Annotated in this window: 11 protein-coding genes; 6 read left to right on the forward strand and 5 right to left on the reverse strand. The window is 66.2% G+C overall.

Features of this window, described 5'->3' with window-relative positions:
- The first annotated feature begins 180 nt into the window (after nucleotides 1–180).
- On the forward strand, nucleotides 181–4038 hold the full coding sequence (locus tag AC1ROK_RS07240) for a peptidoglycan-binding protein (protein ID WP_492845302.1): 3858 nt from the start codon (nucleotides 181–183) through the stop codon (nucleotides 4036–4038).
- Nucleotides 4039–4111: 73 nt separating this feature from the next.
- Here the strand turns inward: AC1ROK_RS07240 and AC1ROK_RS07245 are convergent, their stop codons facing one another.
- Both AC1ROK_RS07245 and AC1ROK_RS07250 read right to left on the reverse strand, forming a co-directional pair.
- A complete protein-coding gene (locus tag AC1ROK_RS07245; protein WP_492845304.1) occupies nucleotides 4112–4606 on the reverse strand; it encodes a hypothetical protein in 495 nt (164 codons plus the stop codon).
- Nucleotides 4607–4826: 220 nt separating this feature from the next.
- Nucleotides 4827–5624 carry an alpha/beta hydrolase gene (locus AC1ROK_RS07250; protein ID WP_492845306.1) on the reverse strand — a complete coding sequence of 266 codons (798 nt, stop codon included), beginning with the start codon at nucleotides 5622–5624 and terminating at the stop codon, nucleotides 4827–4829.
- A gap of 120 nt (nucleotides 5625–5744) precedes the next feature.
- On the opposite strand from AC1ROK_RS07250, the gene AC1ROK_RS07255 reads away from it, so the two are divergent.
- Complete coding sequence (locus AC1ROK_RS07255) at nucleotides 5745–6713, forward strand: GlxA family transcriptional regulator (protein ID WP_492845308.1); 969 nt, start codon at nucleotides 5745–5747, stop codon at nucleotides 6711–6713.
- Between the two features lie 12 nt (nucleotides 6714–6725).
- Here AC1ROK_RS07255 and AC1ROK_RS07260 read toward each other — a convergent pair whose 3' ends face one another.
- The gene (locus AC1ROK_RS07260) at nucleotides 6726–7553 is read right to left on the reverse strand and encodes a phytanoyl-CoA dioxygenase family protein (protein ID WP_492845310.1); all 828 of its coding nucleotides are present in this window, start codon (nucleotides 7551–7553) and stop codon (nucleotides 6726–6728) included.
- An 85-nt stretch (nucleotides 7554–7638) separates the two neighbouring features.
- On the opposite strand from AC1ROK_RS07260, the gene AC1ROK_RS07265 reads away from it, so the two are divergent.
- The 4 genes from AC1ROK_RS07265 (at nucleotide 7639) to AC1ROK_RS07280 (ending at nucleotide 11570) form a co-directional block, all read left to right on the forward strand.
- The gene (locus tag AC1ROK_RS07265; RefSeq protein ID WP_492845312.1) at nucleotides 7639–8490 is read left to right on the forward strand and encodes a helix-turn-helix domain-containing protein; all 852 of its coding nucleotides are present in this window, start codon (nucleotides 7639–7641) and stop codon (nucleotides 8488–8490) included.
- A 140-nt stretch (nucleotides 8491–8630) separates the two neighbouring features.
- Nucleotides 8631–9704 (forward strand): ribosome small subunit-dependent GTPase A, encoded by a 1074-nt coding sequence (gene rsgA, locus AC1ROK_RS07270; RefSeq protein ID WP_492845314.1) that lies wholly within the window; start codon nucleotides 8631–8633, stop codon nucleotides 9702–9704.
- 175 nt (nucleotides 9705–9879) lie between these two features.
- A complete protein-coding gene (locus AC1ROK_RS07275) occupies nucleotides 9880–10812 on the forward strand; it encodes a sulfite exporter TauE/SafE family protein (protein WP_492845315.1) in 933 nt (310 codons plus the stop codon).
- A complete protein-coding gene (locus AC1ROK_RS07280) occupies nucleotides 10812–11570 on the forward strand; it encodes a TIGR02186 family protein (RefSeq protein ID WP_492845318.1) in 759 nt (252 codons plus the stop codon). The genes AC1ROK_RS07275 and AC1ROK_RS07280 overlap by 1 nt, the downstream gene beginning before the upstream one ends.
- Nucleotides 11571–11772: 202 nt before the next feature.
- Here AC1ROK_RS07280 and AC1ROK_RS07285 read toward each other — a convergent pair whose 3' ends face one another.
- The gene (locus tag AC1ROK_RS07285; protein ID WP_492845320.1) at nucleotides 11773–12471 is read right to left on the reverse strand and encodes a head GIN domain-containing protein; all 699 of its coding nucleotides are present in this window, start codon (nucleotides 12469–12471) and stop codon (nucleotides 11773–11775) included.
- A gap of 104 nt (nucleotides 12472–12575) precedes the next feature.
- Nucleotides 12576–13007 carry a hypothetical protein gene (locus tag AC1ROK_RS07290; RefSeq protein WP_492845321.1) on the reverse strand — a complete coding sequence of 144 codons (432 nt, stop codon included), beginning with the start codon at nucleotides 13005–13007 and terminating at the stop codon, nucleotides 12576–12578.
- Between the last annotated feature and the right edge of the window lie 106 nt (nucleotides 13008–13113).

The raw sequence follows: 13113 nt of genomic DNA on the forward strand, positions 1-13113 counted from the left end.
TTAAGACGGGCGTGGGGACAGAGATTTGCGCGCTCGCCTTCTCCACAGCTCCCTCGCGCCGATTCGCAAAATGCGATTGAGCTTAACGCGATCTTTACCATGTTTTCCCAAGAGTAACCGGATTGCTCATGGCCCGAACTGGGTCTGAGGTGTTCCGTTTCAGGTGCTTGGGATCGACCGATGGCCCGCGCGACTTCCACGTTCCAGACGCAAGACTACGGCCAGCCGGGTTCCGGTGAATGGCAGGAGCTGCGCGGCGAACTGGTGGCGCTCCTGGACCAGGTCGAGACGCAAGTCGCCCGCACGGCAAGGCCCGAGCCGTCTTACCAGGGCCTCGCCGAACGGATGCGGGACCTGCGACACCAGGTGACCGAGGCCGAACCCGACACGCGCCATCGCGAGGCGCTGCGCTCGGTACAGCGGGCCATCGACAAGTTCTCCGACCGCGACGAACCGGCGGCGCCGACCAACCCGCGCGACACGCTCGAATCGGCGATCCAGCAGATTCGTTCGCGCCATTTCGGTGCGCCGGTCGCCCCGGCCCCGCAACTGCCGCACCAGCAGTTGCCGCCGCAGGGTGCGCCGCAGTTCGACGAACTGGCGGAAGCCGTGGGTGGTATCTCCACCCGCCTCGAGCGGCTCGAGGGCGAGCTTCGGGTGCAGGCCAAGGGCCAGACCGCCAATGTGCGCGAGATCGCCGACCAGGTCGGCCAGCTCAGCCATGTGGTGGAGCTGCTGGCCGGCGCGGTGGGCGAAACCGGGCAGGTGAAGCGGCTCGAGGGCCACATCGCCGGGCTCGCCAAGCTCATCGCCGATGGCCCCAAGGTCGACATGACGGCGCTGAACCAGCGGCTCGACGACGTGTCGCTGACGGTCGGCAAGCTCGCCGAACTGCAGAAGCACTATGCCGACCGCTCCGACATGAGCGGCATGACGGCGCGGCTCGACGACGTCAGCGCCACGGTGGGCCGGCTCGCCGACCTGCAGGTGCAGTATGCCAATCGGGTCGACAGCCCGAAAGACGGCCTCAAGGAGGCGATGGGCGCCATCGAGGATGGCGTCCGCAATATCTACGACCGGGTCGATGCGATCGAGCGGACCATGGCGATGCCACCGGCCGAACTCGAAAAGATCACCGAGGAACTGGGGCGCGTGGCGCAGGCGATGAAATCGCCGCAGCAGCCGCAGGGACTGATCGAGCTGATCGATGCGCTGAACGTCAGGATCTCCGATATCGAGGGGCGTAACGCCGAAGTCGGCGAGCTCAAGCTCGATATGGAGGCGCTGCGCAACACTGTGCTCGGGGCGCTGGAGCCGCGCTTCGCGGCGCTGGAACAGCAGCTCGAAGTGTTGAGCGACAAGGTCGACGACCGCTCGTCCGAGGTCAGCATCAGCCAGCTCGAAGCGCAGGTGCGCCAGTTGGTGGCGCGCATGGACCAGACCGGCGAGCAGCTCACCGGGCTGGCGAAACTCTATGCGGCGCCGGCCGCGGCAGAGGCGCCGGACTTTGACCAGCTCGCCGATCTGGTGGCAGCGCGCACCTCGGACGCGATGCGGCAGCTCGACCAGCCGACCAAGACCGGGCTCGACGAGGCCGGCTATGCCGAGATCGAAAAGCGCGTCAGCCAGGCGATGAAGGCGGCCGCCAAGGAGAAGCCGGCCGCCGAAACCGTCGCGCTCGACGCCACAATCCGTGAAGTGAACGAGCGGCTGAAGCGGCTCGAGAGCTCGCTGGAGGCCAAAGCCCCTGCTCCGGCTGCTGCGGCTCCGGCAAGTTTCGCCAAGCTCCCCGAGACACCGGCGCCCCAGCTTAAGATGGCGAAACCGGAGAGCAAGCCGCTGGCGGTGGCGCCCGCGGCGGTGGTCAGCGAACCGGTCAACCCGATCGCGCCGCTGCTCGACAACCTGTCGTTCGAAGACGAGCTGCCGTCGCGCCCGCAGCGCGTCGACCTCGGTGACAGCATGCCGAGCGACCCAAGCGTCGATGCGCCGCTGCTCGACAGGCCGTTCGGCGACGACCCCAACCCGCTGCGCACGGCGCTCGAAGTAAAGAATGGGCCGCGCAAGCGCCCGGTCGAGCCGATCTCCGAACTGCCGCCGGCGCCGGTGCCCTCGCTCGACCTGATAGACGAACCCGAAAAACCGGCGTTCGACCCGAGCCTCGCCGAGCGTCCGCCGCAGCCGAAATCCAGCCTCGACCTGCCGGCCGAGGAGGTGTTCGTCGCCAGCCCGAAGGCCGAGCTGCGTCCGGCTGCGCTAGTGGCCGAAGAGCCGCCGATGCCCAACCGCAACACCTTCATCGAGGCGCATCGTCGCGCTGCCCGCCAGGCAGCAGCCGGCAAGGCCGAACCGGTTTCCGCCGCTGGCGGCTCACTGATCGGCAAGGCTTTCGCCCGCTTCCAGGCGAGCCACACCGAGGCGCCCGCTGTCGCTCCGGCAGTGACGATGCCGACCAAGCCGGCCGCGGAAAAGAGCAAGCCGGTGAAGGCGGGAAAGCTCGCCAAGGCCAAGGAGGCAAAGCCGGTCGGCGACGAGACTGCCAAAGGCGGTCTGCCGTTCGCCGGATTGTTCAAGGCCAAGGCGCCGCGCCAACTGGCGGGTGACAAAGAACCGGCAAGCCAGTGGCAGCCGGATGAGCCGGCCGCGCGCGTGCTGCCGGTCGCCCCGGAGCCGAGCCACGTGGCGCTCGGCGCCGAAGAAACCAGCCCCGCGGCAGACGACGCCAAGCCCAGGCAGAGCTTCCTGCTCCGCCACAAGCAGCCGATCCTGCTCGCAGCCAGCGTCGTGGCGCTCGCCGTTCTCACCATCAACCTGATCAACCAGCGGATGAAATCGTCCGAAGCCGAAACGCCGGCGCCGACCACCGAGGCGGCGCAGGATGTCGGCGATGCGGCCCTCACCCCGGTGCCGCTGGCCCAGCAGGGTTTCTCGGCGCAACCCGGCAAGGCGACGCCGCGGGTGATCCCGACGCTCGACAAGCTGACCACCGCCTCGATCGGCGGCGCCGCGCCGCAGAAATTCGTCGCCTCCGCCGAAGCGCCGAAGATGCCGCAGGCGTTCGAAGCCGCGACCGCCGTGGCCGAGAAGGCGCCGGCCGGAGGCGAGGCGAAGGCGCCCGCCGGGGTTGCCAGCCTGAGCGACAAGATCGAGCCGCTGGTCGACGCGATGGAGAGCCCGGTCAAGGTCGACCGCCCACCGGCTTCGGTCGGCCCTGAGCCGCTGCTGGCTGCTGCCGCCAATGGCGATGCGCGGGCGCAATTCGAAGTCGCGGCGATCTACACCGAAGGCCGCGCCGTGCCGGAGGACCTCAAGGCCGCGGCGATGTGGTACGAGCGCGCCGCCGGCCAGGGCTTTGCCCCGGCGCAGTACCGGCTCGGCAACCTCTACGAGAACGGCCGCGGCGTGGAGAAGGATATCGCCCAGGCCCGCCTCTGGTATCAGCAGGCCGCCGAGGCGGGTAACCGCATGGCGATGCACAACCTTGCCGCGCTCTATGCCGGCGGCGGGCTTGGCACGCAGCAGTTCGACGCGGCCGCCAAGTGGTTCGAGGAAGCGGCAAGCCGCGGCATGAAGGACAGCCAGTTCAACCTCGGCATGCTGTACGCCCGCGGACTGGGGGTGAAGCAGGACCTCGCCGCCTCGTTCAAGTGGTTCAGCCTCGCGGCCAGCAAGGGCGACAAGGATGCGGCCAAGTCGCGCGACGATATCGCCGCCTCGCTCGATGCGGCGACGGTGCAGAGGGTGACGGCAGAGGTTGCAGCCTTCCAGCCGCAACCCATCGATTTCGTCGCCAACTTCGCGCCGATCGGCACCTGGAGCGACACGTTCGACCCGGGCGTTCCGATCACCAACATCAAGGTGGTGAAGGGCGTGCAGATGGCGCTCCGCCAGCTTGGCTTCGACATCGGCACCCCCGACGGCATGACCGGCCCCAAGACCGCCGAAGCGATCAAGAGTTTCGAGCGCTCGACCGGGATGAGCGAAAGCGGCGAAATCAACCCGCGGCTGCTGGCGGTGCTGGGGAGCCAGCCGGTTTAGCTAGACTGGCTGCCGAGCACAGCCCGCTTCTGTGCAGCGCACTCCGATGCCTTTTAGAGAAACGCCGTATCCTTCAGCGATAGAGCTGATCGAAATCGAACGGGGGATGAGACGCCAACCGCCGCAGTAGAGCGACTTCATTATCGCGGATGGGGGCCCGCAGTTCCTGGGTAAACCCGTTGCCCGCTACCAGCCACTTTTCGCCGATCCGGAAGTCGATGTCGCAGTCGCCATCGCCCCAGTGCATTGCGTACGTGATCGCCTCGCCTGCAGCGGGACCAACGATGGAGACATCCACGCGAAACAGCGCCGCCCTGGTATCGAGGTAGTCGGTGCATTTAGGCGCGAGCGACTCATCGTACCGAAGGTAGCCGGCATCGTCACGGCATTGCGAAGGCAGCGGGCCGACACGTCTGGCGCCGTCGCCTGTGACATACCCAATAACCGTGCCGCCAAAGATCACCTTAAGCCCGGCAACTTGCTCGGCGATCGTGGGCTCTCGGCTCGGGGGCACGAGATCGCAGGCAACTGTCGCTACCGACGGCAGCCCCCCCCAGAACGAAGACAAACGACGCTAGTAATCGGCCTCGCATGGTCACCTTCATCCGTTGATTCTGATGGTGCACTGTCCGGTGGCAATTTGTAAGGGTTGACCGCGCCGCAATCATTCTGAGGACGTTGCGTGGACAGTCAATGCGGAAAGTCCGCTCCGTGGTCGGAAGCGGACTTTGTGCGGTTCGGCAACCGGTCCCGACTGCCTTGTCGTCGGGACCGGCAGGCTTGGCCATTCAGGCCGCCAGCCGCAAGGCGGGGCGCTTGTCGGTGGCGTGTTCGACGGCCCAGTTGAGCGCCAGATCGGCGACAGCTTCCCAGCCCTTGTCCATCAGCGTCCAGTGCGAACGATCATCGAAGATCTTCAGCTCGGTCACCGTGCTGGCCTTCTTCTGCTGGCGGTAGATGGCGTCGGTCATCGAGGCGTCGGCGATCAGGTCCTTGCCGCCGCCGATGAGCAGCAGCGGTGCGCGGTTCTGCCCGGCCCAGTCGATCAGCATCGGGTTGATCACCCCATCCCAGTAGACCTTGCCGGCAGTGGGGATGACGTAGCGGTCATACTTGGCTGCCGGATTGGGTTCGGTCTGGGCAAAACGCGTCGAGAAGAACTTCAGCGACATGGTCTTGGCCTTCTTCCACGAGAAGAGATCCCCGAGCACCGGCAGGGCCGAGACGATGGCCTGGGGTCCAAGCGGCACACCGGGAGTGGGAGCGGGGTTGATCGCCGCGCCGGAGACACCGAGCCCGCGGGCCAAGAGCTGCTGAACGATGACGCCGCCGAACGAGTGGCCGATCAGGATCGGCTGTTCCGGCAGGGCGCGGATGATCCTGTCGAAGTGGTCGACGATCTCGCGCTGGCCGATCTTTGCCAGTTCCGGGGCCGGGTTGGCCCGCAGCGCCGAGGGGGCGCGATCATCGAACGGCCAGTCGGGGGTGAGCACGGTGTAGCCCTTGGCTTCGTAACGGGCCTTGACGTTTTCCCAGCTGAGGCTGTTGAGCCAGGCGCCGTGGATCAGAACGATGGTCTTGGTCATTTTGGGTCTCTCCTTGGTTGGGCGAACCCTTGTCCGCCGCGATGTGATGACCCTAAGCTTGAGCTTGACCGGCGACGATTGCCGCAACTGACATAGTCGGGGCCAGAAGTGACAAAGACGATGGACGCGTTGAGACACACTGAAATCGGCCTCCTGCTCTACCCCGGCTGCGCCATGGCATCGGTGCACGGGCTCACCGACGCGTTCCAGGTCGCCAACGACTATGCACGCCAGCATGGCGGTGCCGATCGCATCCGCACCAGCCACTGGCGGGTGGGCGAGGCCGGCTTCGAACGCAGCTATGACAGCGATCCCGGGCTGCCCGGGCAGCCCGAATACATCGTCATCCCTGGTCGGTTGGCCGATCCGCTGACCGCCGAGGAAGCGGCAGACTTCGGCGGCTGGCTGCGACAGCGGCACGACAGCGGCGCAACCATTGCCTCGATTTGCGGCGGCGCTTTCATGCTCGGGCATACAGGACTGCTGTCGGGACGACGGGCGACGACGCACTGGCTTTATGCCGATGCCTTCGGGGCGGCGTTTCCGGATGTGGAGGTCACTGCCGGCGACATCATCGTCGAGGATGGCGACATCATCACTGCCGGCGGCATGCTGGCCTGGACCGATCTGGGGATCCGCCTCGTCCACCGCGTGCTGGGCCCAACGGTGATGGCCGATACGGCAAAGTTCCTGCTGGTCGACCCGGCGGGGCGCGAGCAGCGCCACTACTCGACCTTTGCGCCGCGCCTGTCGCATGGCGACGACGCGGTGCTGAAGGTGCAGCACTGGCTGCAGGCGCATCGCAGCGAGGAGATCAACGTCCCCGACCTGGCCGAACGAGCCGGGCTCGAGACCCGCACCTTCCTTCGCCGCTTCCAGAAGGCCACCGGCCTCAGGCCGACCGAGTATGTGCAAGCGCTGCGGATTGCACTGGCGCGTGAGCGGCTGGAGTTCAGCCGCGACACAGTGGAGCGGATCGCCTGGAACGTCGGCTACAAGGATCCTTCTGCCTTTCGGCGGGTGTTCCAGAAAGTGACCGGCCTCTCCGCCAGCGCCTACCGCGACCGCTTCGGCGCCGCGCGGGCCTGAGCCCCTCGACTTTCAGTGCGGTCCAGTGGGGAGATCCTGTGTGGTGCCGCAAGGGCCGCCATCCATATTGACGGCAATGTCCTGCTTCTCGCCGTCGAAGCTCAGGGCTTCGTAGTAGTGGCTCATCTCGATGGTGCTGGCCGGCACATAGTGGAAGATCAGCGAGCGACGGAAACGATCGGTGCTGGTGTTCGGCGTCGATCCATGGATAACGCTGCCATTGAAGAACAGCACGTCGCCAGCCTTCAGCTCCATCATCTGCGGCTCGAGGCCCGGCGGCGGCTCGACATGCTCCGTTGTAAAGAACAGCGTCGGGTCGGCCTTTTCGGGGCAGGCAATGTCGAGGCCGGCGGTCTGGGGCACGCACATCATGCCGCCATTGCCGGCATCGGCATCATCCACGGCGACCCAGGCGGCCATGCAGGTGCCCGGCTTCACCCGGAGGTAGAAATTGTCCTGGTGCAGATCCTGACCACGGGCGCCCGGCGGCTTGAAGTAGAACATCGACTGGCAGGCGAAGGGATCCTCGCCGAACAGTTCGGCAAGGATCGGCCGGAGCCGCGGGTCGCGCATGTAGCGCAAGGCGAGCGGGCCAACCGACTTGTCCAGGTGCTTGTGCGGATGCATCATCCTGGGATAGCGCGAGAGGGGATCGCTCGAGGCGGCCGGCGCCCCGGCACGCGCCTTGGGCACATCGGACAAACCCGGCACCGGCCCATCCTTGGCCAGCGTCATGAAGGTCTCGCGGATCTCGTCGATTTCATCGCGGCTGAACAGGCCGCGCAGCGCCAGAAAGCCGTCACGCTCGAACTGCTGCCTCTGCTCGGTCGACAGTGCCATTGGGTTCCTCCTATTGCCAGCAAGCTAAGCCGGTGAAGCCGCAAGCAACATGGAACATTCCGTCGACCGCATGTAATATTCTGCTATGGCCCAAGCTCAAGCGCTCGCACATGCCCCTGTCCTCCGTCTGCTGACCGGGCACTTCCACGAAACATCCGGCTACCGGGTGTATCGACCTGATGGCGTCGGGGACTGGCTGCTGATCTTGACGATCGCCGGCGCCGGCCGGTTCGGCCACGCAGGCGGAGACCTCATCTCCAGCCCCGGCGACTGGGTGCTGATCCGGCCGGGGACCCTGCACGATTATGCGGTTGCCGCGTCTGCAACCGGCTGGGAGCTGCTCTGGGTGCACTTCCATCCGCGCGCCCATTGGCTGGAATGGCTCGATTGGCCGGCCATCGCACCCGGCCTCTTGCTGCTGCGGCCCGCCCCCCCGAACGCCGCGGAGCGCTTCCACGAGGTGCACCGGTTGCTGCATGGCGACCTCAGACAGCGGGAGGCTTTTGCCATGCATGCGCTCGAGGGTCTGCTGCTGGAATGCGATCTGATGAACCCGCTCGCTGCCACGTCGCATTACGATGCGCGCGTGCGCCGCGCGATGGACTACCTCGACGGCAACCTCGCCAGCAAGGTTCTGCTCGACGATGTCGCCGGCGCCGTCGGCCTCTCGAGCTCGCGGCTCGCGCATCTGTTCACTGAAGAGACCGGCCAGAGCGTGCAGCGCTACCTCGAGATGCGCCGGATGCAGCGCGCCACTGAGCTGTTGGCCCGCACCGGCTTCTCGGTGATGCAGATCGCCGAAACCGTGGGGTTCGACAGCCAGTTCTATTTCAGCCAGCGCTTCAAGCGATGGACGAAGCAAAGCCCGCTGGCGTTCCGGCAATCCCTGCGTCCGGCGCGCCGCGATCGCGTTGACAGGCGCCCGGGTGAGGGCTAGCTTCCCCTCGCCCGCGCAACAGAGGAGGCGTTCCGATGACAGACATTGTGAGAACCGCCTTCCGTCGCGCTGCCGCGTAACTTCCGCACACACGGGATTCCGGCTGGCGCCTTCATGGCCCTGATCCAAGGAATTCCATCTTGCTCGAACAATACGGCTGGAGCGATGCGCTCAAGCAGCAATTTACCCCCCATGCGGCCGCGGGTCTGATCCCGGCGCGGGTCATCGTGCAGCAGCGCGGGCTCTATGACATCGTCACCGAAATCGGCGAGCTGACGGCCACGCTGGCCGGCAAGCTCGCCCATGACGCCGAGGACGGAGCGCTTCCGGTCACCGGCGACTGGGTTGCGGTCCAGGCGCGGCCGGCCGAGCGCAGCGCCAGCATCCAGCATGTGCTGCCCCGCAGCAGTACGTTCATGCGCCGGGCTAGCGGCCCGGGTGCGGCGCGCGCTCAGCTTGTCGCCGTCAATGTCGATGTCGCACTGCTCGCCGCCTCGATGAACGCCGATCTCAATGCGCGCCGGATCGAGCGCTATCTCGCTACGGCATGGGAGAGCGGAGCCGACCCGGTTGTCGTCCTGACCAAGGCCGATATGTGCAGCGACGCCGAGGCCCGCCTCAGCGAAATCGAAGCGGTGGCGATGGGCGTGCCGGTGCTGGCCGTCTCGGCGGTGACGGGGGCCGGGCTCGACGCCTTGCGGGCCTATCTCAGGCCCGGACAGACGGCCGTGTTGCTTGGCAGTTCGGGCGTTGGCAAATCAACGCTGGTCAACGCGCTGGCCGGCCGGGAGCAAATGGCCACCCAGGCCATCCGCGAGGACGACGCGCGGGGCCGGCACACCACCTCGCATCGCGAACTCGTGCTGCTGCCCAGCGGGGCACTGATCCTCGATACGCCCGGCATGCGCGAGCTCGGGCTGTGGGAGGCTGGCGATGGCATGTCCACCGCCTTTGCCGATATCGAGGCGCTCGCCGCGCGATGCCGCTTCCGGGACTGCGGCCATGACGGCGAGCCCGGCTGCGCTATCGCCGCGGCGCTGGAAACCGGCGCGCTCGATGCGGCGCGCTGGCGGGCTTACGGCAAGCTGCAGCGCGAGCTGAACTTCCATACCGGCAAGGAAGACCCCAAGGCACAAGCCGAAAGCCGCAAGGTTCGGATCAAGCGCAACAAGCAGCACCGCGCCGATATGAAGTTCCGCAAGCGGCTGGAATGAGTTGGTCGGGAGGTGGAACGGCCTAAGTCCCATATTCCCGACCCACCCGGTAGGCTAACCTAGCCTTTGTATTTTGCTGCTAATGCTCGGTGGCATTTCGCGAAAAACCGTCGCATTTCCGTCGCGGCCTCACGCTAGAGCCTCGGGAATGCCCTAGTGCTATTGGACGCCCCACGTGCAGGTCTATCTGCCGATCGCCGAGCTTTCGATGAACCTGTTCTTCCTCGTGGGGATCGGGGGTGCGGTCGGGTTCCTGTCGGGGCTGTTCGGGGTGGGCGGCGGGTTCCTGTTGACCCCACTGCTGATCTTTTCGGGCGTCCCTTCCTCGGTCGCGGTGGCCTCGGTGACCGGCCAGGTGGTGGCGGCTTCCACCTCCGGCGCATTGAGTTACTACCGGCGCGGGCAGATCGACCTGCACATGGCACTGTACCTGGTGCTGTCGGGTGTGCTCGGGGCGTTCGGCGGCGTCGCGACCTTCCAGGTGCTGCGCGCCGCCGGCCAGCTCGATCTCGTCATCTCGCTCGGCTTCTTGATCCTCCTCGGTTTCGTCGGCACGCTGATGCTGGTCGAGGCGGCGCGCGCCATCATGAAGCGCCGCGCCGGCATCGTCGTGCGCGAGAAGCTGCCCAACCAGCACAACTGGTTCCACGGCCTGCCCTGGCGCGTGCGGTTCAAGAAATCGCGGCTCTACATCTCGGTGATCCCGGTGCTGGCGCTGGGCGTTGCCATCGGCTTCGTCGGGTCGCTGTTGGGCATCGGCGGCGGCTTCATCCTGGTGCCGGCGCTGGTCTACATCCTCAGGATGCCCGGCAACATGGTGATCGGCACCTCGCTCTTACAGGTGGTGGCTATGATGGCGGCCACCACCATCCTCCACGCCGTCTCCAGCCAGAGCGTCGATATCCTGCTCGCCTTCTGCCTGATGGTGGGCGGCACGGTGGGGGCGCAGTTCGGCGCCTCGGCCGGCAAGTACCTGCGCGGCGAACAACTGCGCGCGCTGCTCGCCATCCTCGTTCTTGCCGTCGCCATCCGCTTCGGCATCAGCCTGGTGCTGACGCCGGGCGACGTCTATTCGACCGCCGTGATCGGCGCGTCGGGGGTGATCTGATGCGCCGGCTGCTGCTCGCGCTGGCGCTGGTTGTCGCCGCCTCGCCGGCCCTTGCCGAGCGGCTGGTGACGCAGGTGAGCCAGGACGAGGTGTCGATCACTTCGAGCTTTGCCGGCCAGACGCTGACGCTGTTTGGATCGATCGAACCGGAGGTGGGCGCCGAGCAGCGCTTCGTCGAGGGGCCCTACCACGTGATCATCACGGTAACCGGGCCGCTGCAGAACCGGGTGGCGCGGCGCAAAACCAACCAATTCGGCATCTGGCTCAATACCTCGCAAGCCGAGTTCGAGCGCTTCCCCTCGTTCTACCAGGTGCTGAGCGATGCGCCGCTGAGCAACATCACCGACCCGATCACCTTGGCGGAAAAGGAAATCCCGCTCGAGAACCAGGCGCGCTACACCGCCAAGGCCGGTTGGTGGGACGCCACGGTGTTCGGCGGGGAACTCACCCGGCTGATGCAGCAGAAGGGCATGTTCAAGCTCAACGAGAACGGCGTGGTGTTCCGGTCGGACACCTTCTACTTCGCGCAGGTCGTGCTGCCCTCGGATGCTCCGCCGGGGCCCTATCTGGCGCATACCTACCTGATCAAGGACGGCAAGGTGATCGCCGAGAAATCCGACGGCTTCTCGGTCCGCAAGATCGGCTTCGAGCGCTTCCTCGGCCAATCGGCGCGCACGCAGCCCCTGCTCTACGGCCTCGTCTGTGTGGCGCTGGCGCTGTTTACCGGCTGGCTCGGCGGCGTGGTGTTCAAGCGCTAGGGCGAGACCTCCCCGCCCGTGCCGGTGTCATCCCCACCTGCGCGCATACGCGCAAAGTTAGGGTCGTGCCCCACCCACCGGGTCATTCCCGCGAAAGCGGGAACCTCTGTTTTTGTGCCTGCCGCACGATCGCAAACGGAGTTCCCCGCTTTCGCGGGGATGACCCCCGGTGGGCTTAGCCAAGCCCAGGTTGTGCCCAAGCCTAATTCTCGATCTTGATGTCGCTGCCGCTGCTCGATTCCTGGTCCACCTCGGCCGGGTTGCCGTAGATGCTGAGGTCGGAGCCCGACGAGGCGTTCGCCTTGATCGACTTCGAGGCATAGACCTCGAGGTCCGAACCACTGGAGGCGTTGGCATCCATGGTGGCGCAGAGCAGATCTTCGGCATCGAGATCCGAGCCGGACGAGGCGTTGGCCTTTCCCGTCTCGCAGGTGCCCTCGATCTTGAGTCCGGCGCCGGAGGAGGCATCGAGGTCGATGGATTTGCCCACCACGCCGCTGAGCGACAGGTCGGCGCCGCTCGAGGCCCCGAACTCCAGCGCATCGCCGGAGACCCCGGTGGCGACGACGTCGGAGCCGGCACTGGCTTCGATCTTGTCGAGCGCCGGCACGGTGATGGTCAGCTTGATCTGGTCGCGGTTGCCGAACGTGAAGATGTCGAAGAAGCTCCAGTCGTAATAGGCCTTCAGCGTGTTGCCATCGACCTTGAGCTGCAGGTCGTCGAGCAATCGCTTGTCCTTGGCTTCGGCGGTGATCGACTGCGTCGCCCCGATGCTGACAACGGCATCGATGCCCGAGGAAACATCAAGCGCGCTAAAGGCCGGCAGCTCGATAGTGCGCGTCTCGGCAAGGGCCGGCGCAACGAGCAACAGTAAAGCCGCCGAAGCGGTGGCAAGTTTCACGATCCCATGCATGTCAGGCGTCCCATCCTGTGTGAGGCTGACACGTGGGTGGTGTGTTACATGCCGATCAAGAGCAAGACAGCAGTTTATTTCGGCGCGCCGAGCTACTGGATGCAGCCGTCGGGGCCGCCACAGGGCACCTCGCCACCGGCACCACCACCCCCGCTGCCGTCGCCGCCGGCGCCTTCCGAGCTTTTCGCCTCGGGCGCGGAGCCAAACCCAGCACCGAAGTTCAGCACATTGCCCAGGGCCTTCTTGCGCGGAGCGCCCTTGGGCAGGTAGCCGGTGCAGGTGCCGCCGTCGGAGCAGGCGACCAGAACGCCGTTATTGGTGTTGTAGCAGCCATAGCCGGTGCCGCCTTCGCCCTTCACCGGAACGCCGCCACCGCCCTCGATGTTGTCGCAGGCTTTCTTGACGTCGTCCTTGCTGGCTTGGAAGACCACCCGGCTCTCGGCGATGGCCGAGGCGCCAAATGACAGGACGAAGGTGATGCCGAGGATAAGGACCGGAAGTCGCGCGTTCGCGATATGCAGCATGGTTGGTCTCCATAACTGCGGGCGCAGTCAAGCGCCCGGGGGGACGGCCCACCGCCGGATAACAGTTCTCCAAAATGCTGGTCGGGTCGATACGGCCAGAGGTCGC

The organism is Devosia sp. GW821-FHT12F11, assembly GCF_058806655.1.